General features: G+C 68.7%; 19 protein-coding genes and 3 pseudogenes. 8 read left to right on the forward strand and 14 right to left on the reverse strand.

Going from position 1 to position 19,997, the window contains the following annotated elements; genetic code table 11:
* Nucleotides 1–26 precede the first annotated feature (26 nt).
* The 4 genes and pseudogenes from A6302_RS00555 to A6302_RS00570 all read left to right on the forward strand — a co-directional run bounded on the left by A6302_RS00555 (nucleotide 27) and on the right by A6302_RS00570 (nucleotide 3,534).
* Nucleotides 27–823, forward strand: a pseudogene (locus A6302_RS00555) (3-hydroxybutyrate dehydrogenase).
* Between the two features lie 16 nt (nucleotides 824–839).
* Nucleotides 840–1,892 (forward strand): patatin-like phospholipase family protein, encoded by a 1,053-nt coding sequence (locus tag A6302_RS00560; protein ID WP_069305389.1) that lies wholly within the window; start codon nucleotides 840–842, stop codon nucleotides 1,890–1,892.
* A gap of 34 nt (nucleotides 1,893–1,926) precedes the next feature.
* The gene (locus tag A6302_RS00565; RefSeq protein ID WP_069305390.1) at nucleotides 1,927–2,784 is read left to right on the forward strand and encodes an SDR family NAD(P)-dependent oxidoreductase; all 858 of its coding nucleotides are present in this window, start codon (nucleotides 1,927–1,929) and stop codon (nucleotides 2,782–2,784) included.
* 192 nt (nucleotides 2,785–2,976) lie between these two features.
* The gene (locus A6302_RS00570) at nucleotides 2,977–3,534 is read left to right on the forward strand and encodes an HNH endonuclease (protein WP_069305391.1); all 558 of its coding nucleotides are present in this window, start codon (nucleotides 2,977–2,979) and stop codon (nucleotides 3,532–3,534) included.
* Between the two features lie 90 nt (nucleotides 3,535–3,624).
* Here the strand turns inward: A6302_RS00570 and A6302_RS00575 are convergent, their stop codons facing one another.
* Complete coding sequence (locus A6302_RS00575) at nucleotides 3,625–4,551, reverse strand: SHOCT domain-containing protein (protein ID WP_069305392.1); 927 nt, start codon at nucleotides 4,549–4,551, stop codon at nucleotides 3,625–3,627.
* Nucleotides 4,552–4,727: 176 nt separating this feature from the next.
* On the opposite strand from A6302_RS00575, the gene yddG reads away from it, so the two are divergent.
* Nucleotides 4,728–5,684: an aromatic amino acid exporter YddG gene (gene yddG, locus A6302_RS00580; protein ID WP_069305393.1), complete on the forward strand. Its 957-nt coding sequence runs from the start codon at nucleotides 4,728–4,730 to the stop codon at nucleotides 5,682–5,684.
* Here the strand turns inward: yddG and A6302_RS00585 are convergent.
* Nucleotides 5,627–6,055, reverse strand: a complete 429-nt coding sequence (locus tag A6302_RS00585) for a cupin domain-containing protein (RefSeq protein ID WP_069305421.1) — start codon at nucleotides 6,053–6,055, stop codon at nucleotides 5,627–5,629. The two genes, yddG and A6302_RS00585, sit on opposite strands and share 58 nt — an antisense overlap.
* Before the next feature lie 68 nt (nucleotides 6,056–6,123).
* Nucleotides 6,124–6,893 (reverse strand): annotated as a pseudogene (gene gloB, locus A6302_RS00590) (hydroxyacylglutathione hydrolase).
* Nucleotides 6,894–7,185: 292 nt separating this feature from the next.
* Here gloB and A6302_RS00595 point away from each other — a divergent pair.
* Nucleotides 7,186–7,932, forward strand: a complete 747-nt coding sequence (locus A6302_RS00595) for a class I SAM-dependent methyltransferase (protein WP_069305422.1) — start codon at nucleotides 7,186–7,188, stop codon at nucleotides 7,930–7,932.
* A gap of 40 nt (nucleotides 7,933–7,972) precedes the next feature.
* On the opposite strand, the gene metW is transcribed toward A6302_RS00595, so the two are convergent.
* The 7 genes from metW to A6302_RS25065 all read right to left on the reverse strand — a co-directional run bounded on the left by metW (nucleotide 7,973) and on the right by A6302_RS25065 (nucleotide 15,310).
* Nucleotides 7,973–8,596 carry a methionine biosynthesis protein MetW gene (gene metW / locus A6302_RS00600; protein ID WP_069305394.1) on the reverse strand — a complete coding sequence of 208 codons (624 nt, stop codon included), beginning with the start codon at nucleotides 8,594–8,596 and terminating at the stop codon, nucleotides 7,973–7,975.
* Nucleotides 8,593–9,831: a homoserine O-acetyltransferase MetX gene (gene metX, locus A6302_RS00605; RefSeq protein ID WP_069305395.1), complete on the reverse strand. Its 1,239-nt coding sequence runs from the start codon at nucleotides 9,829–9,831 to the stop codon at nucleotides 8,593–8,595. The genes metW and metX overlap by 4 nt, the downstream gene beginning before the upstream one ends.
* Before the next feature lie 198 nt (nucleotides 9,832–10,029).
* Complete coding sequence (locus A6302_RS00610) at nucleotides 10,030–12,093, reverse strand: calcium-binding protein (RefSeq protein ID WP_425349093.1); 2,064 nt, start codon at nucleotides 12,091–12,093, stop codon at nucleotides 10,030–10,032.
* Between the two features lie 182 nt (nucleotides 12,094–12,275).
* Nucleotides 12,276–14,045 (reverse strand): calcium-binding protein, encoded by a 1,770-nt coding sequence (locus A6302_RS00615; protein WP_069305397.1) that lies wholly within the window; start codon nucleotides 14,043–14,045, stop codon nucleotides 12,276–12,278.
* A 278-nt stretch (nucleotides 14,046–14,323) separates the two neighbouring features.
* On the reverse strand, nucleotides 14,324–14,527 hold the full coding sequence (locus A6302_RS00620; RefSeq protein WP_069305398.1) for a hypothetical protein: 204 nt from the start codon (nucleotides 14,525–14,527) through the stop codon (nucleotides 14,324–14,326).
* Nucleotides 14,491–14,952, reverse strand: coding sequence for a DUF2125 domain-containing protein (locus tag A6302_RS25060; RefSeq protein ID WP_069305399.1), 462 nt, complete (start codon nucleotides 14,950–14,952; stop codon nucleotides 14,491–14,493). The genes A6302_RS00620 and A6302_RS25060 overlap by 37 nt, the downstream gene beginning before the upstream one ends.
* Entirely contained in the window at nucleotides 14,930–15,310 is a 381-nt protein-coding gene (locus tag A6302_RS25065; protein ID WP_069305400.1) for a DUF2125 domain-containing protein, read from the reverse strand. Before A6302_RS25065 ends, A6302_RS25060 begins: the two co-directional genes overlap by 23 nt.
* A 230-nt stretch (nucleotides 15,311–15,540) precedes the next feature.
* Between A6302_RS25065 and A6302_RS20845 the strand changes: the two are divergent.
* Nucleotides 15,541–16,044: pseudogene (locus A6302_RS20845) on the forward strand (gamma-glutamylcyclotransferase); the annotation flags it as partial.
* Between the two features lie 31 nt (nucleotides 16,045–16,075).
* On the opposite strand, the gene A6302_RS00635 reads toward A6302_RS20845, so the two are convergent.
* The 4 genes from A6302_RS00635 to ftsE form a co-directional block, all read right to left on the reverse strand.
* Nucleotides 16,076–16,924 (reverse strand): lysophospholipid acyltransferase family protein, encoded by an 849-nt coding sequence (locus tag A6302_RS00635; RefSeq protein WP_069305401.1) that lies wholly within the window; start codon nucleotides 16,922–16,924, stop codon nucleotides 16,076–16,078.
* A 47-nt stretch (nucleotides 16,925–16,971) separates the two neighbouring features.
* The gene (locus A6302_RS00640; RefSeq protein WP_083255373.1) at nucleotides 16,972–17,649 is read right to left on the reverse strand and encodes a YdcF family protein; all 678 of its coding nucleotides are present in this window, start codon (nucleotides 17,647–17,649) and stop codon (nucleotides 16,972–16,974) included.
* Between the two features lie 100 nt (nucleotides 17,650–17,749).
* Nucleotides 17,750–18,721 carry a cell division protein FtsX gene (locus A6302_RS00645; RefSeq protein ID WP_245293840.1) on the reverse strand — a complete coding sequence of 324 codons (972 nt, stop codon included), beginning with the start codon at nucleotides 18,719–18,721 and terminating at the stop codon, nucleotides 17,750–17,752.
* Nucleotides 18,718–19,377, reverse strand: coding sequence for a cell division ATP-binding protein FtsE (gene ftsE, locus A6302_RS00650; RefSeq protein WP_069305402.1), 660 nt, complete (start codon nucleotides 19,375–19,377; stop codon nucleotides 18,718–18,720). Before ftsE ends, A6302_RS00645 begins: the two co-directional genes overlap by 4 nt.
* Before the next feature lie 224 nt (nucleotides 19,378–19,601).
* Here ftsE and A6302_RS23375 point away from each other — a divergent pair.
* Nucleotides 19,602–19,997: zinc-ribbon domain-containing protein (locus A6302_RS23375; protein WP_210183226.1), on the forward strand; the 396-nt coding region annotated here is incomplete at its 3' end.

Genomic DNA, 19,997 nt, shown 5'->3' on the forward strand with positions numbered 1-19,997 from the left:
ACGACTGATTTTCAAGGAGAATGACCATGTCCAGCACGTCCGCCTTCAAGGGCAGGTCCGCCGTCGTCACCGGCTCCACCTCCGGCATCGGCCTTGCCGTCGCCACAGCCTTCGCGAAGGCCGGCGCCGACGTGATGCTCAACGGCTTCGGCGATCCCGCCGAGATCGAGACGACCCGCGCCGCGCTGGCCGCCGAGACCGGGGTCAGGGTGCTCTATTCCGGCGCCGACATGGCGAAGCCGCCGAGATCACCGCGATGATCGCGGAGGCGCACGCCGCCTTCGGCCGGCTCGACATCCTCGTCAACAATGCCGGCATCCAGTTCGTCTCGCCGATCGAGGACTTCCCGCCGGAAAAGTGGGACGCGATCCTCGCCATCAACCTGTCGTCGGCCTTCCACGCGATCCGCGCCGTGGTGCCGATCATGAAGGCGCAGAAATCGGGGCGGATCATCAACACGGCCTCGGCCCACGCTCTCGTCGCCTCGCCCTACAAGGCGGCCTATGTGGCGGCCAAGCACGGCATCGCCGGCCTGACCAAGACCGTGGCGCTGGAACTTGCCACCTCCGGCATCACGGTCAACGCGATCGCGCCCGGCTATGTCTGGACGCCGCTGGTCGAAAAGCAGATCCCGGACACGGCGAAGACCCGCGGCATCACCGAGGAGGAGGTCAAGCGCGACGTGCTGCTTGCCGCCCAGCCGACCAAGGAATTCGTCACCGTCGAGGAGATCGCCGACCTCGCGCTCTATCTCGCCGGCGAGAGCGCGCGCTCGATCACCGGCACGATCGTGTCGATCGACGGCGGATGGGTGGCACAATGACCCGGCGGACACCGCGATGACCGCGAAGAACCACAGCGGTCCGGCCGGCGGCACCGGTCGCAAGATCGTCAATCTCGCGCTCCAGGGCGGCGGCGCCCACGGCGCCTTCACCTGGGGCGTGCTCGACCGCCTGCTCGAGGACGACCGGCTCGACTTCGAGGCGATCTCGGGCACCAGCGCCGGGGCGATGAACGCGGTGGTGCTGGCCGCCGGCCTCGACACCGGCGGGGTGGACGGCGCGCGGATGGCGCTGGAGACCTTCTGGCGCAGCGTCAGCACCGAGGGCCGGATCTCCGGGCCGCGCACCTCGCTGATCGAGGTGTGGATGTCGGCGTGGCGAATGCCCTTCGACCGGCCGCGCTTTCCGCTGTTCGACCTCGTCAGCCGGGTCGCGAGTCCCTACGATCTCAATCCGCTCAACCTCAATCCGCTGCGCGACCTTCTCGCCGAGCAGATCGATTTCGAGCGCGTGCGCAACTGCGACAAGATCAAGCTCTACATCTCGGCAACGAGCGTCGAGACCGGCAAGATCAAGGTGTTCCGCAACAAGGACCTGTCGGCCGACGCGGTGATGGCCTCGGCCTGCCTGCCGTTTCTGTTCCACGCGGTCGAGATCGACGGCGAACACTACTGGGACGGCGGCTACATGGGCAATCCGGCGCTGTTTCCCTTCTTCGGCGAGAGCGGCAGCGGCGACATCGTGCTGGTGCAGATCAATCCGCTGGAGCGGCAGGAGGTGCCGCGCGACGCGCAGGGCATCATCGAGCGCGTCAACGAGATCACCTTCAACGCCTCGCTGCTGCGCGAACTGCGCGCCATCGACTTCGTCAACCGCCTGATCGACGAGGGCCGGCTCGACACGGCGCATTACCAGCGCAACCGCGTCCACCGCATCGCCGGGGCGGACGAACTGGCCGCCTTCGGTTCCAGCACCAAGATGAACACGTCCTACGCCTTCTTCGAGGAACTGATGACGATCGGCCGGCAGGCCGCCGGTCGCTTCCTCGACGCCCATTTCGACGCGATCGGCGAGAAGGGCACCCTCGACCTCCGGCACGTCTTCATGTGATGAAGGGCCTCTCGCAAACGGAGACAGGCACCGCATGAGCGGATCGACAGAACAGCGCGTCATCCTGATCACCGGCGCCTCCTCGGGCATCGGCCTTGCGGCGGCACAAACCATGGCGCAGCGCGGCTGGCGGGTGTTCGCGACCGCGCGCAAGCCGGAGGATCTCGCGATGCTCGGCGCCATCGAGGGCGTGACGGCGGTCTATCTCGACTATGCCGAGCCCGCCTCGATCGCCGCCTGCGCCGACAAGGTGCTGGCCGCCACCGGCGGGCGGATCGACGCGCTGTTCAACAACGGCGCCTACGGCCAGCCCGGTGCGGTGGAAGACCTGCGGCCGGACGTGCTGCGGGCGCAGTTCGAGGTCAACGTCTTCGGCTGGCATGATCTCACCTGCCGGCTGATCCCGGCGATGCGGGCGCGCCGCTTCGGGCGGATCGTGCAGTGCTCGTCGATCCTCGGCTTCATCGCGCTGAAATATCGCGGCGCCTACATCGCCTCCAAACATGCGGTCGAGGGGCTGACCGACACCCTGCGGCTGGAGGTGAAGGGCGCCGGCATCGATGTCTCCTCGATCCGGCCCGGCCCGATCGCGACGCGCTTCGTCGAGACCAGCATGCGGATGTTCCACGCCAACATCGACATCGACGGCTCGCGCCACGCAAAGACCTACCGCGACCGGCTGGCGCGCATGGGCCGCGGCGGCGCGGCGCGCTTCAAGCTGGGGCCGGAGGCGGTGGTGGCAAAGCTGATCCACGCGGTGGAGAGTGACCGGCCGAAACCCTATTATGCCGTGACGACGCCGACGGTGGTGATGGGCCTGCTGAAGCGGCTGCTGCCGTCCGGCCTGTTCGTCTCGGTCTGCCGCAAGGTCTCCAACAAGGAGGAAGGCTAGCGGCGGCAGAGGGGGCACACAGGGGGGCCGGGGTCGCCATCATTGCTGCGGGTTGACCGCATAGGGAATAAGTCGATGAAGCGCGGCGTTTATCTCCCGCGCGGTGCTTCACAGACGTGACACAGAGGCTATACATTATGCGGACGGTATCTCGCGGGGTGACCTGCGAGACTCGGTAGAGAGGAGCGATAGGTGACGATCGCAGTCTCGCCGGACGGTCATCCGGCCCTGGTACTGAATGCCGACTATCGGCCCCTGAGCTACTATCCGCTGTCGCTCTGGTCGTGGCAGGATGCGGTGAAAGCCGTTTTCCTCGACAGGGTCAACATTGTCTCCGAATACGACACGGTCGTGCGGAGCCCGAACTTCGAATTCCGCCTGCCGTCGGTGGTCTGCCTCAAGACCTTCGTGCATCCGTCGCGGCATCCGGCCTTCACACGATTCAACGTGTTCCTGCGCGATCGCTTCCAGTGCCAGTATTGCGGCGCCCGCGACGAGCTGACCTTCGACCACCTGATCCCGCGCTCGCGCGGCGGCCAGACCACGTGGGAGAATGTCATCACCGCCTGCTCGCCCTGCAATCTGAAGAAGGCGAACAAGTCGCTGCGGGAATCCGGCCTGCATCTCGACCGGCTGCCCTTCTCGCCGAGCGTGCAGGACCTGCACAACAACGGCCGGCAGTTTCCGCCGAACTATCTCCACGACAGCTGGCTCGACTTTCTCTACTGGGACACCGAACTCGACCCGTGAGGGTGGCCTGGATCGGAGAGCGTCGTCGCTTGCGAGCGCTGCTTTTGCGCTGGCGTGCCGACCGGGTCGAACGATCCGGCCGGCGCAGGCTCAGAGCCGGTCGAGCAGGACGCGCTTCTTGTCCTGGAATTCGTCCTCGGTCAGGATGCCCTTGTCGCGCAGGCCGGCGAGGCGTTCGAGTGCATCGAAGATGTCGGCATGGGACGCGCCGCTGCGCGGCTGTTCGGCGGGGGCTCTCGTAGGGACCGGTTCGGCGGACGAAGCCTCGGGCATCGGATCGCGCATGACGATGGAATCGGCGACCGCGAGAGTTGCCGCGGGCGTCGCCTCTTGCGGGGGTTCCTCGACCTCGTCCCATGCCTCGGTTGTGGCCGGGGGCGCCTCTTCGGCGTGAGCCGGCGCGGCCGGCGTCTGATCCTGCGTCACGCGCTGCAGATCGCTGGCCCGCACGGTGCCATACTGGCTCTGGAAGTTGAGATCCCAGGACGAGCCCTGCTGCTGCGACACACCGCCGATCGCATGGTCGCCGGTGTCGTAGATCGTCACCGTGCCGCGGGCGTCGATCGCCAGCCGCCGGCTGCCGGGGAAGACCGCATAGCGCATGCCGTTCTGGCTGCCGCTCGACGAGGGCGAGCCGAGATCGTCCGGCCACCAGGTGTCGAAGCCGCCGAAGCTGGCAAAGCCACCGCTCTGACCACCCATGCTGCCGCCCGTGTTCGTGGACGAGGAGCGCTCGACAGCGATCTCGCCATTGGACACCGCGGCGCCAAGCTCGTCGGCAAAGCCCGCAACACGCCATTTCAGCTGGTTGTTGAACATGTCGCCGATCATCAGCATGCCGCCGGCCGACCACTGGCCCATGCCGCCGAATTCGGGATGGCCGAACTGGGCCATGCGTCCGCCGCCGGCGAGCATCGCCCGCAGCATGTCGGCGGCGGCCTCGGCGGAAAAGCCGTGGCGGGCGGCAATGTCGGCAAGGCGGCTTGCGCCGGCCTCGGTCAATCCGGGAGAGGTCATCGTTCCGTGTCCTTGGACGGGTGGAAGGGCGCCGCGGCGCCGTCTGTCACGACCTCTGACGCATTGCAGCGAAGAATGATAGAGCAAACGCAGACGAACCGTCGATGTTCGCGCCGCCGGATCTGCGGCGGGTTCCGGGCGGTTTTCCCCTGATTGTGCGCCCCGGAGTTTCCTCTATGCATGCGGACCGCAGACGCCGCGCCACCCTCGTCGGCCTCACCGCCGTGCTGATGTGGTCGCTGCTCGGGCTCTTTGCCGCCGGCTCTGGCGCCGTGCCGCCGTTCCTGCTCAATGCGCTGTGCTTCGGCCTGTCGGGGCTCGGTGCCTGCCTGTGGCTGGCGGTCTCTGGCCGGGGCTTTTCCGCGCTGCGCCAGCCGGCGAAGGTGTGGGTGCTGGGCGTGGTCGGCCTGTTCGGCTTCCACGCGCTCTATTTCACCGCGATCCGCAATGCGCCGCCGGTGGAAGCCAATCTCATCAACTATCTCTGGCCGCTGCTGATCGTGCTGTTTTCCGGCCTGCTGCCGGGGGAGCGGCTGCGCTGGCACCATCTGGCCGGCGTTGCCGTCGGCTTCATCGGTGCGGCGCTGCTGATCACCCGGGGCGGCGGTCTCGCGCTCTCGGGAGAGCACGCCTTCGGCTACGGCGCGGCGATCGCCTCCGCGCTGACCTGGTCGTCCTATTCAGTGCTGTCACGGCGCCTGCCGCAGGTGCCGAGCGAAGCGGTCGCGGGCTTCTGTCTGGCCACCGGCGTCCTCAGCCTTGCCTGCCATCTGGCGCTGGAGACGACGGTGCTGCCCGAGGGCGTGTTCCAGTGGTCGATGGTGCTGGCGCTTGCGGTCTTTCCCGTCGGGCTTGCCTTCTTCGTCTGGGACCACGGTGTGAAACACGGCGACATCCAGGTGCTCGGCGCCTCGGCCTATGCGGCGCCGGTGCTGTCCACGCTGGTGCTGATTCTTGCCGGCTACGGCGCGTTTTCTGTGGAGGTGGCCGCCGCCTGCGCCTTCGTCACCGGCGGCGCGCTGCTGGCCTCGAAGGATCTGCTGTTCGGGGGCAAGGCAGGGCCGGCCGGCGATGGTCAGCCCGGCGCGGACGGCTCCCAGCCGTCCGGCGCCATCTCGAAGCCGGAGAACTGAAAGCCGGGCGCGACGGTGCAGCTCACAAGCGTCCAGGCGCCGAGGCTTTCGGCGGCCTGCCACATGCCCGCGGGGACCACTGCCTGCGGCCGCTCGCCAGCGCCAAGATCCGGACCGAGCACGATCTCGTCCGGCGGACCGTCCCCGTCGGCAAGCCGCAGCCGCAGCGGCGCGCCGGCATGAAAATGCCAGACCTCCGCCGCGTCGACCCGATGCCAGTGCGAGCGCTCGCCGGCGGCCAGCAGATAGTAGATGGCGGTGGAGCGCGCCCGTCCGTCCGGACCGGGCGCGTCCTCGAAGGTCTGGCGGTAGGCGCCGCCCTCGGGATGGGGCAGGAGGCCGAGCAGGCGCACGACATCCTCGGCCATCATGCCGGCGTGGGCCTCGACGGACGCGGCCGGGGTCTCGTCCGATGTGCCGATCCCGCTGTCCGCCATGCTCAGAAGCTGTCCTTGCGGCGGCGCAGTTCGGTGAAGACCTCCAGTTCCGACCGCCCGGCCATGCCGAGCCGCTCGGCGATCGCCGGATCGTCGGCGCGCAGGAAGGGATTGGTCTCGAGTTCCTCGCCGATCGTGGACGGGATCGTCGGCTCGCCCTTCATGTGCTGGGTCATGACCTTGCGCACCCGGTTCTCCAGCGCCTTGTTGGCCGGGTCGATGGTGACGGCGAAGCGGGCGTGGAGAGGGTGTATTCGTGGCCGCAGAAGACGCGGGTCTCGGGCGGCAGGGCGGCGAGCTTCTTCAGCGACGTCATCATGATCTCGGGCGTGCCCTCGAAGATGCGGCCGCAGCCGAGCGCGAACAGCGAATCGGCCGTGAACACCACGCCCATGTCCGGGAACCAGAAGGAGATGTGGCCGGAGGTGTGGCCGGGGGTGGCGATCACCTTGACGGCAAGGCCGCTGGCGTTGATCTCGTCGCCGTCATTCACCGCGACATCGATGCCGGGAATGCGATTCTGGTCCAGCGCCGGGCCGACCACGGTGGCATTCGAGGCCGACTTCAGCGACATCAGGCCGTCGATGTGGTCGCTGTGATGATGGGTGATCAGGATGCAGGTCAGGTCCCAGCCGTTGCGCGTCAGCGTCTGGGCGATCGGCTGCGGCGCGGGGGCATCGACGAGAATCGTGGCGCCCGTCGAGGGAACGTGCAGCAGCACGGCGTAGTTGTCGCTCAGGCAGGGAACGAGGGCGATCTGAATGTCTTCCATCATGTATCCTCGGCCTTTTCCTTGTCGTTCGTGTCGGGGCGGCGCATGTTATGGATGCCTTCGGACCGCGGATGCGGATCGGACACCCGGCAGGGATCTGCCCGCGGAAATGGGCGCCACCGGCGTTTGCCGCAAGCCTAGAGGATCGGGGCGCGGACTTGAATGCCGTGCCTCCGGTTTATTTGATCCGCGGGGACAAGAGTGTTTCTAGGTCGGTTTTCCTCGGGCTGATGCCATGGAAAGGCCGCCACGGACCGATCGGGACCCGCCGGAAGAGACCGACTGGAGCAAGATGTATCTCGACGTCATCGACCTGCGCGACTTCTACGCCGAGGAACTCGGCGCCACGGTGCGCCAGATCCTCGGCCAGCGGATCAGCACCGCCTGGCCGACCGTGCGCGGCGACCGCATCCTCGGCCTCGGCTACGCGACGCCCTATCTCTCCGGCTTCCAGCAGGAGGCCGAACGGGTGATCGCCTTCATGCCGGCGGCGCAGGGGGTGGTGAACTGGCCGGCGCAGGGGCCGGGCGCGGCGGCGCTGGTCCACGAGGACATGCTGCCGCTCGCCGACGCGTCGGTCGACCGGGTGCTGCTGATCCACGCGCTGGAGGTCTCCAACGATCCGCGCGAGGTGCTGCGCGAGGTCTGGCGCGTGCTGTCCCCGGGTGGTCGGATCTTCGTGGTGGTGCCGAACCGTCGCGGCCTGTGGGCCCGGGTCGACACCTCGCCCTTCGGCTACGGCCGGCCGTTCTCGCGCCGGCAGATGACGATGCTCTTGCGCGAGAGCCAGTTCTCGCCGCTGCTCTGGTCGGAGGCGCTGCACATGCTGCCGATGAAGCGGCGCAAGATCCGCCGTCCGACGTCGCCGTGGGAGACGATCGGCCAGAAGTTCTGGCCGGCCTTTGCCGGGGTGATCATCGTCGAGGCGACCAAGCTGCTCTATCAGGGCATTCCGGCCAAGGAAAAGGTCAAGGCGCGCGCGTCGTTCCGGCCGGCGCTGATCCCCGCCGGCGCCTCGCCCCGGCCGACGGCGGGCTGAGACGCCCGGCGGCCTTTCGGGATCACTCGGCCTTTCGGGATCACTCCTTGCGCGACAGCAGGAACACCGCCTGCTGGCCGAACAGGTTCCACCACGACCACGGCATGTTGAACGGCACCCGCGCGCCCGAGCCGTTGAGGGCGACGGCCTTCTCCACCCGCGCGCCGATCTCGTCGCACAGGGAGACGAAGTCGCGGATCGTGCAGAAGTGGATGTTCGGCGTGTCGTGCCACGAATAGGGCAGCTTCTCGCTGACCGGCATCCGCCCGCCGAACAGCAGCCGCATGCGCACGTCCCAGTGGCCGAAGTTCGGGAAGGAGACGATCGCCTTGTTGCCGATGCGCAGCAGTTCGCCGAGCACATGCTTGGGCGCATGGGTCGCCTGGATGGTCTGGCTCAGGATCGCGTAGTCGAAGGCAAGGTCGGGGTAGTAGCCAAGGTCGCGGTCGGCGTCGCCCTGGATGACCGACAGGCCACGGGCGACGCAGGCGTTGACGCCCGCCTGGCTGATCTCGATGCCGCGGCCGTCGACGCCCCGTTCCTCGGCGAGATATTCGAGCAGTTCGCCCTCGCCGCAGCCGACGTCGAGCACGCGGGCGCCCTGGTGGACGAGCTCGGCGACGACCTTGAGGTCGACGCGCACCGGTTCGGAGGAGCGGATCATGCGCCGGCCCGCTGCAGCGCGGGGGCCTCGGCGATCTCGGCCGGGCCGGGGATGCCGCGGGCGCGGGCCGCGCCCATCAGGAAGCCGCGCACGGTGGCGAACATCTCCGGCTCCTCCAGCAGGAAGGCGTCGTGGCCCTTGGGGCTGTCGATCTCGACGAAGGAGACGTTGGCGCCGGCCGCGCTCAGCGCGTGGACCACCGCCTTGCTCTCGGCGGTCGGGAACAGCCAGTCGGAGGTGAAGGAAACGACGCAGAATCGCGTGCGCGTGTGCCGGAAGGCGCGGGCCAGCACGTCGCCGTGGCGGGCGGCGATGTCGAAATAGTCCATCGCCCGCGTCACGTAGAGGTAGGAGTTGGCGTCGAAGCGGTCGACGAAGCTCATGCCCTGGTGGCGCAGGTAGCTCTCGATCTGGAAGTCGGCCTCGAAGCCGAAGGTCACCTTGTCGCGATCCTGCAGGTTGCGCCCGAATTTCGAGTGCAGCGACTGGTCGGACATGTAGGTGATGTGCGCGGCCATGCGCGCCACCGCGAGGCCCTTCTTCGGGTTGCGGCCCTCGGCCAGATAGCGCCCGCCGCACCAGTCCGGGTCGGCCATCACCGCCTGGCGCCCGACTTCGTGGAAGGCGATGTTCTGGGACGAGTGGCGCGCGCCGGTGGCGATCGGCACGGCCGAGAACACGCGCGGGCCGTAGCTCGCCGCCCATTCCAGCACCTGCATGCCGCCCATGGAGCCGCCAACCACGCAGAACAGCGTGTCGATGCCGAGCCGGTCGATCAGCATCGCCTGGGCGCGCACCATGTCCGGAATGGTGATCATCGGCAGGTTGAGCGCATAGGGCGCGCCGGTCTGCGGGTCGGTCGAGGCCGGACCGGTGGTGCCGAGGCAGCCGCCGAGCACGTTGGCGCAGATCACGAAGAAGCGGTCGGTGTCGACCGGGCGCCCGGGGCCGACCATGCGCGTCCACCAGCCCGGCTTGCCGGTGACCGGGTTCGGCGTCGTCACATACTGGTCGCCGGTGAGCGCGTGGCAGACGAGCACGGCGTTGCTGCGGTCGGCGTTGAGCGTGCCGTCCGTGGTGTAGGCGATCTGCCAGGGTGCGAGCACGGCGCCGCTGTCGAGCAGCAGCGGCTCGTCCGCGCCGAAGCGCGCGACCGGGCTCGACGGCTGGTCCGCCTCTGCGCGGCGCAGGCGTTCGGTTGCGTCCAGGTCGCCGGCCGCGAGCGGACTGGTCATCGTCGGTGCGTCTTTCCTTTGCCGCCACCCATGCGGCGGGCTGCGCGTCAGGGTGCGTAGCTAGGGAGCGGCACGGGCTCCTGTCAATCCCGGCGCCGCAATCGGCGGTCGCGCATGCGGACCGGCCGGGAGGCGTCCTGCGCCCCCCGGCCGGTCCTGTCCGGTGATTTCCCGCTCTCCGGCAGACCCGACCGCCGGTCAGATGACCAGGAAGTCGGCGGAGGTGAGCGACAGTCCGGTGTCGAGCGTGGCGAACTGGATCGCCGCGCCGGCGCCGTTGCCGTCGGCATCGTAATAGAGCGCGCCGGTGCCCTTGGCGTAGATCACGTGGTCGTCGGCATCCTTGGCGGCGGCGCCGATCCGGAACTCGCCGGCGGCAAGCGCGCCGAGATCGAGGGTCTTGAAGATCGCATCGTCGAGGAGGATGGTGTCGTCCACCGCCTTGAAATCGACGATCGTGTCGATGTTCGACGCACCGAGCTTGGTGGAGAACACGAACTGGTCGGCGCCGGCGCCACCTTCCAGGCTGTCGGCGCCCTCCGCGCCGTCGAGGACGTTGGCAGCGCCATTGCCCTTGATCGTGTTGTCGAGCTTGTTGCCCGTGCCGTTGATGTCGCCGTCGCCGGTCAGGGTCAGATTCTCCACATACTGGCCCTTCAGGGAGAAGCTCGCGCTGGCAAGCACCGTGTCGATGCCCTGATCCGCAGTCTCGACCGTCTTGTCGCCCACGTTGTCGACGACATAGGTGTCGTTGCCGTCCTTGCCCTCCAGGGTGTCGGCACCGAACTGGCCGTCGAGGACGTTGGCCGCATTGTTGCCGACGATATGGTTGATGCCGCCGTTGCCGGTGCCGTCGATCGCATTCGCGCCGGTCAGCACCAGCTCCTCGATCTGGTAGTTGCCGAGCGTGTAGCTCGTCGAGGCGTTGACGACGTCGAAGCCCCCGTCCGGCATCTCGACGACCTTGTCGCCCGCATCGTCAACCATGTAGGTGTCGTCACCGATGCCGCCGAGCATGGTGTCCGCGCCCGTGCCGCCGTCGAGCAGATCTTCGCCCTCGCCGCCGTCAAGGGCATCGTCCTCGCTGCCGCCGTAGAGGAGGTCGTCGCCGCCTTCGCCCACCAGCTTGTCCTTGCCGGCGTAGCCGAACATCTGGTCGTTGCCGGTGTTGCCGTCGATCCAGTTGTCGATGCCGTTGCCGTAGGAAATCTGGCCCCCGGTGTAGGTGACGTGGAGCTGCTCCACATGGTCGGTCATGGTGTAGACCGCCGTCGAGGCGAACACCTCGTCGAGGCCCTCGCCCGCCTTCTCGATGACGCTGTCGCCGAGGTCATCGACATAGTAGAAGTCGTTGCCTTTTCCGCCGATCATCACGTCCTGGCCGGCGCCGCCGTCGATGGTGTCCCCGTTGATGTTGCCGGTGATGGTGTTGGCGCCGCCGTTGCCGGTGAGCTTGCCGGCGCCGTCGTTGCCGCGCTTGAGATTTTCGACATGGTCGCCGAGCGTATAGTTGCCGAGCTGGGTGATGACGGTGTCGACGCCGCCGCCGCTGTATTCGATGACCTTGTCGCCGACGTTCTCGACGATGAAGGTGTCGTCACCGGCGCCGCCGTAGAACGTGTCGGCCCCGATGCCGCCGTCGAGCGTGTCGTGGCCGCCCAGGCCGTAGAGGGTCTCGTTGCCGGTGCTGCCAAAGAGGTGATTGTTCTCGGCGTTGCCGGTGAGCGTGCCGCCGGCCGTGTACAGCGTGCCGCGCTCGACATTGGCCGTGAGCGTATACAGGCTGCCGGTCACGAAGACGTGGTCGAGGCCACCATTGGCATTCTCGTAGACCTCGTCACCCTCGGCGGCATTGATGTAGTAGGTGTCGCTGTCGGCGCCGCCGTAGAGCTTGTCCTTGCCCGCGCCGCCATGGAGCGTGTCGTAGCCGGACCCGCCGTCGAGGGTGTCGTTGCCGGCCTCGCCGTAGAGGGTGTCGTCGTCGCTGCCGCCGGACAGGAAATCGCCCTCGTTGCCACCGAACAGGTGGTCCATCCCCGTCGAGCCGTAGAGCAGGTCGGCGCCATTGTTGCCGAACAGGTCATCGTCGCCGGCGTAGCCGTAGATGGCGTCGTCGCCCGAGGTGCCGCCGAGGCCCTTGCCGAGCTCGAAAGGTCGTCGCCGGTGGTGCCGTAAATGTAGTTGTAAGCCATGGTCTTTCCCCCAGTATGTTCGGGCGGTCCGCCTGTGCTGCGGTGCCCGTCGTTTCGATGGGGACAGAATGCGGGGCGATCGTTTCGTTACGCGGTCACCCGTCGATTTGCGTCTGTTTCAGTTGTTTCAAAGCCGGATCAGCAGGCGAAATTGTTTCCCGTGATGAAACATGTCGCGCGTTTCTCGCCCCAGGCCCAAAGAAAAAAGGCGCCGCAGCGATGCGGCGCCTTCTTTCGTTCGCGTCGGGTCGGTCAGACGATGAGGAAATCGCCCGCCGTCATCGCCGGCATGGCGCCGATCTGCGCAAACTGGACCGCCGCACCCGCGCCGTTGCCGTCCGCGTCGTAGAACAGCGCGCCGGTGGACGTGTCGTAGAGGATGAAGTCGTTGGCGTCCTTGGCGATGCCGCCGACATTGGCGCGCAGTTCGCCGTTTCCGAGCGTGGGGCCGATCGCCGCGAAGATCGCGTCGTCGAGCAGGATCCGGTCGTCTGCCTTGAAGTCGGTGATCGTGTCGACGTTGCCCGCTCCGAGTTGCGAGGCGAAGAGGAAGCTGTCGGCCCCGGCCCCGCCGGTGAGACTGTCGGCGCCGGTGGAGCCGTCGAGCACGTTGGCCGCGGCGTTGCCATAGATGAGGTTGGCGAGGGCGTTGCCGGTACCGTCGATGTCGTTGCTGCCGGTCAGGACGAGTTCCTCGACATGCTGGCCCTTCAGCGAGAAGGAGACGGAGGCGGTGACCCTGTCCACCCCCTGATCCTTGGTCTCGACCACCGTGTCGCCGGCATCGTCGACGGAATAGGTGTCGTCATTCTTGCCGCCGATCATCTGGTCGGCGCCTTCCCCGCCATCGAGGCGGTCCTCGCCACTGCCGCCCTTCAGCACGTCCTGCTCCTCTGCGCCGAACAGGTTATCGTCACCCGCGCCACCGCTGAGGATATCGATGCCCCCCCGTCCGTTGAGGGCGTTGTCGCCGCTGTCGCCGATGAAGACGTCGTCATGGTCGGAGCCGAAAATGTTCTCGATGTCGACCAGAAGGTCACCGTTCGCCTCACCGGCCGTTCCGAGGCCCGTGGCGAGATTGACCGCGACGCCGGCATCTGCGCCGGAGTAGGACGCGGTGTCCACGTCTTCGCCGCCGTCGAGATAGTCGCCGCCGGTGCCACCCGACAGCACATCCTTGTTGTCGCCGCCGTAGAGCTGGTCGTAGGCGGCTCCGGCCGAGAGAAAGTCGATCCCGGCGTTGCCGTAGAGGCTGTCCGAGCCGGCGGAACCGTAGAGGGTGTTGTCGGCGTCGTTGCCGATGATGGTCCCGCCAAAGGCGTTCTCGACGTCGGCATTCTCGATGTGGGCGGACATCTCGTAGTAGGCGGCGGTCACGATGACGGTGTCCTTGCCGCCATTGGCCTGCTCGACGATGACGTCGCCGGTGTTGTCGACATGGTAGGTGTCGTCGCCGCCGCCCCCGGTCATCGTGTCCTTGCCGGCACCGCCGTTGAGGGTGTCCTTGCCGGCATTGCCTTTCAGGATGTTGTCGAGGGCGTTGCCGGTGAGGGCGGCGCCGGTCTTCGACAGGATCTCGCCGTTCTCGATGTTGGCCCCGAGTGCGTAGGACACGCCGTGAAACTTCACGGTGTCCATGCCGGCGCCGGCCGCCTCGTTGATGGTGTCGCCGTCGGTGACGGTGATCTCGTAGGTGTCGTCGCCGGTGCCGCCGGAGAGAATGTCGGCGCCGGTGCCGCCGTTGAGATAGTCCGCGCCATTGCCGCCGGACAGCGTGTCCACGCCGTCGCCGCCCCAGAGCAGGTCGTTGTCGTCGTTGCCATAGAGGAAGTCGTCGCCGTCTCCGCCTTCCAGAACGTCGTTGCCGTCCCCGCCGTAGAGCCAGTCCTTGGCGCCGAGGCCGTAGAGCCAGTCGTGGCCTTCGTAGCCGTAGATCGCGTCGCTTTCGCCGTCCTTGCCGGTCAGCGCGGGCTTGTCGAAGCCGTTGTCGTTGCCGCTGGTGCCGTAGATGAAGTTCGTCATGGTCCTGTCCTCGCAGAAAGCGGGCGTCCTGCCGGTTCGGTCAGGCGCCACGGGTTTTCGAGGAGGTCAGTCTGGAAGGGCTTTGTTTCTGGCTGGACACAATGTGTCGCGCCGGTCCGTATCAATTGTTTCAGATGTCGAAGTAAATATCGGGGCTGTGCAGCGACTCAGGGAGCGGCCTTGCGCGGCGGGGCGCGCGTCCTCGAAATCCTTGATGGTGTGGCGCGAACCGTGCGCCTGCGGCCGGAATGCCGGGGCGCGCGTGCGTCCCGGATCGGTCAGTAGAGGCTGCGGACCCGTCCGAGCGACAGGCCGTTGGCGCTGATCTCGCCGCCTGTGGCCGTCACCGTGATGCGGCGCTCGCCGTCCTCGCCCGGGGCGCCGAAGAGGGTGAAGGCGGTGGCGATGGTCGCCAGCGGCGCGGCCGCCACCTGTCCGCCGGCCATCAGCTTGCCGAGGCCGGCAAGGCCGCGGGCGCCCACCGCAAGCTCGCCCTGCGGACGCCTTCGGCGTCGAGCGCCAGCGTGCCGCTGCCCGAAAAGCGGGTTTCGCCGATGCCGAGGGCAAAACTGTCGAGGAGGATCCGGCCGCCGGCGCCCTGCCAGTCGGCGATCCGCTCCGGGCGCGGCGGCACGAGGCGGCCGGCCTCGAGCACCTTCGCGCTGGCGGCAAGGTCGGCGGCATTGGGCAGGAGGCCGATGCCGGCAACGAGGAGGGTGGCGCCGCGCAGGCTGGTGGCGACGTCGAGCGCGCGGCCGTCCGGATCCGGGCGGGCATGGAATTCGCCGTGGACGGCGTCGAGCTCCGTGAGCGGGCTGCCCGGGGCCGCGACGTCGAGCGAGAGGCTGTCGGCCGCCACCGAGACCCGCTCCAGGGTTCGCCCGTCATGGCGCAGGCTGGCCTGCATCGCCGCAAAGCCGGCATCGACGGTGGTGCCGTCGGCGCGGCGACGGTGAGCGGGCCGGCGAAGGTGACGACGGCGAGCTGCCAGTCGCTGACGGTGGTGCTGGCGACCGCGCGGGCGGCCTCGACGCGGGTGCGTCGGCAAGCGTCACCACCGGATTGCGGCAGTCGACCTCGAGGCGGAACGGCCAGCCGGTGATCTCGCGGCCGGCGCAGGTGACCGTGGTGCCGCGTCCGGCGAGGTCGTCGAGGACGACGTCGATCCGCCGGTCCGCCTCGCCCGACAGCCAGTACCAGCCGCCGCTCCAGGCGGCGATGACGGCGGCGGCAAGGGTGGCAAGGACGATGAAGCTGCGGCTCATGGCGATGGCGCTCCGCTGGCGTGTCTTGGGGGCGAATCTTCGGGGCGGGTCTCTGGTCGATCGGCTACGCGGTGCACCGCCGGCCGGATCATGCGGCGGCCGCAGATCGCGGGCCGCGGGCTCTGGAGCCGGGCGGCCGGTCGTGGTCTAGTCGCCCGTCCGGTTCGCTGCGACGGACGGACAGGGGTAATCGGTTCCGGAGATGATGGGAAGGGATGATCGAGCGGGCGATGGACGAGGTCTTCTACGTGTTCGGCTACGGCTCGCTGATGTGGCGGCCCGGCTTTCCGCACCTTCGTGCGCTGCCGGCCCGCCTTCACGGCGCGCGCCGGTCGCTGTGCGTCTACTCCTGGGTCCACCGCGGCACGCAGGACCGTCCCGGTCTCGTGTTCGGCCTCGACCGGGGCGGGGCCTGCCGCGGCGTCGCCTTCGAGGTGGCGATGGCCGACCGGGAGGAGGTGGTCGCCTATCTCCGGGCACGCGAGCAGGTGACGGCGGTCTATGTGGAGGCGGTCCGCCCGGTGCGCCTGCTCGGCGCCGAGGCGCGGATCGTGCCGGCGCTGGCCTATCTGGTGGATCGCGCCCATCCGCAATATGCCGGGCGGCTCGATCATGCCGCCCGTGTCGCGCTGGTCCGCCAGGGCGTCGGCGTGTCCGGCGCCAATCCGGACTATGTGCTGTCCACGGCCGCCCATCTTGCCGACCTCGGGATCCGCGATCGCGAGGTCGAGGCGCTGGTGGCGGAGCTCGGCGCGACCCCGACCCTCAGGCGCTGGCGGTGCCGGGACTGGCGGTTCCGGGAGTGGCGGGGCCGGTCTCGGATGATCCGGCCTGAGCGGCGGCCTGCAGCACCGCGATGCGCCGGCGTGCCACCTCGGGAAGATCGGCGGTGCCTTCCGGCCGCGCCGCCGCCTCCAGCAGCAGCTCGTCGCAGCGGGTCTCGATCCGGGTCTGCATCCGCGTGAAGAATTCGCGCGGCGGCAGGCCGGGCGGGATCGGCTCAAGCACGGAGACCGTGATCGTCCCCGGCCGCTGCAGGAAGGAGCGGCGGCGCCAGACGAGGCCGGAATCGAGCGCGACGGGCAGGCAGGGCACGTCGAAGGCCATGTAGAGCTTGGCGATCCCGATCTTGTAGGCCGGCTCGGCGCCGAGTTCGCGGCGGGTGCCTTCGGGGAAGATCAGCACCTGCCGTCCGGCGGCGAGCGCCTCGCGGGTCGCCGCGCTCATGGTGGCCAGCGCGCGCGAGCCCTTGCCGCGATCGACCGGGATCATCGACATGCGCATCAGCCACCAGCCGAACACGGGGATCCAGGTGAGCTCGCGCTTCAGCACGAACACCGCATCGTCGAACAGCGGCACCAGCGCCAGCGTCTCCCACATCGACTGATGCTTGCAGGCGACGATCAGCGGCCCCTGCGGAATCCTGTCGAGGCCCTGGAAGCGATGCTGCACGCCGATGGTGATCCGGTGCAGGGCCATCAGGCCCCGGAACCACCATTTGGCGATGGCCAGCACCTTGCGACGCGGCAGCAGCATCAGCGGCATGCCGAGGGTCATGGACAGGATCATCCACGTGTAGAGCAGGAGGTTGAACAGGAGCGATCGTGCGAACATGGGGGTTCCGGGCCGTCAGTCGGGGACGCCGCCGGCGGCGCCGCTCGTCAGAGGGCCAGCCGGATACGCGATGCCGTATACTTCACATATTCCAGAACGAGAAGCTGCAGCGTGTCGGCCTCGCGGTACCAGGCGCCGAGATCGTTGATGGCGGGGGCGACCGGATAGGGCACCAGCCGCACGCCGGGCATCGCGTCGCCGAGCTCCATCAGGCTGCGGGGCATGTGATAGGCGCTGGTGACCACGAGCAGCGAGCGGAAGCCGTTGCTGCCGGCCCATTTCGCCGTCTCGGCGGCGTTGCCGATCGTGTTGGCGGCAACGCGGTCGAGGTCGACGCAGCAGGTGAAGATGTCCGGCGAGACGTTGGTGATCCGGCCGATCTGGGCGGCGCGGGTGTCGGGATGGACGCCGGAAATCAGCAGCCGGCGGCCGTGGCCGGCCAGCAGCAGGTCGACCCCGGCCTTGACCCGCTCGCTGCCCCCCGTCAGCACCACGATGCCGTCGGCGCGCGCGGCCGGCGAGGCGGACATGGACGAGACCCGGTCGGCAAACTCGAGGAAGCCGTCGACCGCAAGCGCACCGCCGGCCAGCGCCAGGCACAGGAGGGCAAACAGGGTGACGCGCAGGCCGCGGCGGCGCACGCGGGGCCGGCCCTGCCCGTGGCGGGGGTCGGCCGCACGGGCATCGGGTTCGTCGGGCCAGCGGTGGGACGGCATTATCGTCATGCTTTCATCATGCTACCAGAATGCGGTGGCAAGGCGGCAACAGTCTGCCAAAACCTGCGCGTCCTCCACCACTTTTCGCCGGGTCGCCGTGATTCTGCCGTCATTCGATCTCGGCGAGGGCCCCGTGCACCGCAAAGCGCGAGGTGGCGGCGGTGAGGATCGCCACGGCGAAGATCAGGACCAGCACCGCGCCGTAGCCGAAGGGCGGGATCGAGACGCCGCCGATGAAGGCGGTGAGCTGGTCGGCGCCCGGAATGCCGGCCGTGCCCTGGGTCAGCCAGCCGGCCAGCGCAAAGACCGCGATGGCAAGGCCGCCGCCGATCGCGCCGCCGCGGATGCCGAGCATCAGGAAGTGGCGCTGGAATTCGCGCGCGATGAAGCCCGCCTCGGCGCCGACGAAATGCAGGACGCCGATGATGTCGCTGTTGCCGGCCATGGCCGCGCGCGTGGCAAAGACCACGGACAGGACAAGGGCAACCAGAACCAGCACGAGAATCGTGACGCCGCCGACCACCATGGCGCCGGCCATCGCCCTGAGCCGGTCGACCCAGGCGGCATGATCGTCGAGGCTCGCGCCGCGGATCGTCTCGCCCACCTCGCGGTCCATCTCCGCAAGATCGAGGAGGGCCGGATCGGCGATCTCGACGATGACGAGCCGCGGCACCGGCAGCGCGTCGAGGTCGAGCCCGGCGCCGAGCCAGGGCTCGAGCAGGCGCCGGGTCTCGTCGTCGCTGAGGGCATGGACGCGGCCGACGCCGGAAAATTCCTGGGCGAGCGCGACCGCGCGCCGGATCTCCGCGTCGATGTCGACGCCGTCGATCGGCCGGATCTCGATCGTCACCTCGCGGCCGATGTCGCTCGCCCACGAGCGGGCGGCGTCGTCGATCACGGTCACGGCGCCGGCGGTGAGGCTGGCGAGGAAGGTCATGATGGCGATGACGAGGGTGAGGGCGCGCCCGGCGATCGACTGCGAGGGGACGATGCTCGCGCCGCTCCAGTGGTCGGCGTCGTCGCGCACCACCGGATCGTCGGCCGGCCGATGGGTCCGCGGCGCCGCGCTGTCCGCGCTCACGAGAAGATCTCCATCCGGCCGTCCTCGAGGACCAGCCGGCGGGCGTCGACCTGGTCCATCAGGGCGAGGTCGTGGGTGGCGATCACCACGGCGGTGCCGAGGCGGTTGAGCTCCAGGAACAGGCGCAGCAGCCGCCGGGCCAGCGGCGGGTCGACGTTGCCGGTCGGCTCGTCGGCCAGCAGCAGCTCCGGCTTGGTGATCAGCGCGCGGGCGATCGCGGCGCGCTGCTTCTCGCCGCCGGACAGGACCGGCGGCATCACGTGCATCCGCTCGCCGAGGCCGACCCATTTCAGCAGTTCGACGACATCGGCCCGGTAGGTCGCCTCGTCGTGGCCGAGCACCCGGTAGGGCAGGGCGACGTTCTGATAGGTGGTCAGGTGGTCCAGCAGGCGGAAATCCTGGAAGACGATGCCGATGCGGCGGCGCATCTTCGGCAGGTCCTGCTTGCCGATGCGGCTGGTCTCGCGGCCGAAGACGGAGATCAGGCCGCGGGTCGGCCGCAGCGACAGGAACAGCAGGCGCAGCAGCGTGGTCTTGCCGGCGCCCGACGGGCCGGTCAGGAACTGGAAGGAGTGCGGGGCGACCTGGAAGGTGAGGTCGCGCAGGACCTCGGGTCCCATTCCATAGCGCAGGCCCACGTTCTCGAAGCGGATCACTCGTCGTTCCTCGGCAGCATCGCCGACGGATCATCATCGACGGAGTTTAAGCCTTCATTAAGCATGCGGGCCGCATCGGTTGGAGCCGGTCGCGGCGGCATGGCGGCGCCCGCAGCGGATTCAGCTTGCCGGCCGGCAACGATCCCGGAAGAATGGCCCTCGCCGCAAGGCACCGGCGCACGGGACGCCGGTGAAGAGGCCCGGCCCGAGGCGGACGGCGACACATGAAGATCACCTGCCCGAATTGCGACACGTCCTACCAGCTGGCCGACGGGGCCGTCGGTCCCGCCGGGCGCAACGTCCGCTGCAAGCGGTGCGAGACCGTGTGGCACGCTATGCCCGACGCGTCGGCTTTTCAAGCCGCCGAGGGCAACCCCTTCGCCGGCGAGGATTTCTCCGCGGCCGGCTTCGGTCCGGAGTTCGGCCCGGAATCCGGCAGGGACTTCGACAGGGCGTCCGCGGCGGGACCGGCGCAGCCGGAGGACCCGTTCGCCGCCGACCCCTTCGCGTCGGGCGGGGGCGAGGCCTCGGACGGCGCCGCGTCGGCGCGGGCGGATCTCGATACGCCGCTCGGCGGCCCGGGGCCTGTGGTCGACGCCGTGCCGCCGGGCTTCGAGACG

The sequence above is a fragment of the Methylobrevis pamukkalensis genome, from assembly GCF_001720135.1.
Taxonomy (GTDB): domain Bacteria; phylum Pseudomonadota; class Alphaproteobacteria; order Rhizobiales; family Pleomorphomonadaceae; genus Methylobrevis; species Methylobrevis pamukkalensis.

What these genes read in the sequence shown, in the direction of transcription:
- A6302_RS00560 (WP_069305389.1), top strand. Translation starts at nt 840, where the DNA reads ATGACCGCGAAGAACCACAGCGGTCCGGCCGGCGGCACCGGTCGCAAG.
- A6302_RS00565 (WP_069305390.1), top strand. Translation starts at nt 1,927, where the DNA reads ATGAGCGGATCGACAGAACAGCGCGTCATCCTGATCACCGGCGCCTCC.
- A6302_RS00575 (WP_069305392.1), bottom strand. Translation starts at nt 4,551, where the DNA reads ATGACCTCTCCCGGATTGACCGAGGCCGGCGCAAGCCGCCTTGCCGAC.
- yddG (WP_069305393.1), top strand. Translation starts at nt 4,728, where the DNA reads ATGCATGCGGACCGCAGACGCCGCGCCACCCTCGTCGGCCTCACCGCC.
- A6302_RS00585 (WP_069305421.1), bottom strand. Translation starts at nt 6,055, where the DNA reads ATGATGGCCGAGGATGTCGTGCGCCTGCTCGGCCTCCTGCCCCATCCC.
- A6302_RS00595 (WP_069305422.1), top strand. Translation starts at nt 7,186, where the DNA reads ATGTATCTCGACGTCATCGACCTGCGCGACTTCTACGCCGAGGAACTC.
- metW (WP_069305394.1), bottom strand. Translation starts at nt 8,596, where the DNA reads ATGATCCGCTCCTCCGAACCGGTGCGCGTCGACCTCAAGGTCGTCGCC.
- metX (WP_069305395.1), bottom strand. Translation starts at nt 9,831, where the DNA reads ATGACCAGTCCGCTCGCGGCCGGCGACCTGGACGCAACCGAACGCCTG.
- A6302_RS00615 (WP_069305397.1), bottom strand. Translation starts at nt 14,045, where the DNA reads ATGACGAACTTCATCTACGGCACCAGCGGCAACGACAACGGCTTCGAC.
- A6302_RS25060 (WP_069305399.1), bottom strand. Translation starts at nt 14,952, where the DNA reads ATGCAGGCCAGCCTGCGCCATGACGGGCGAACCCTGGAGCGGGTCTCG.
- A6302_RS25065 (WP_069305400.1), bottom strand. Translation starts at nt 15,310, where the DNA reads ATGAGCCGCAGCTTCATCGTCCTTGCCACCCTTGCCGCCGCCGTCATC.
- A6302_RS00635 (WP_069305401.1), bottom strand. Translation starts at nt 16,924, where the DNA reads ATGTTCGCACGATCGCTCCTGTTCAACCTCCTGCTCTACACGTGGATG.
- A6302_RS00640 (WP_083255373.1), bottom strand. Translation starts at nt 17,649, where the DNA reads ATGACGATAATGCCGTCCCACCGCTGGCCCGACGAACCCGATGCCCGT.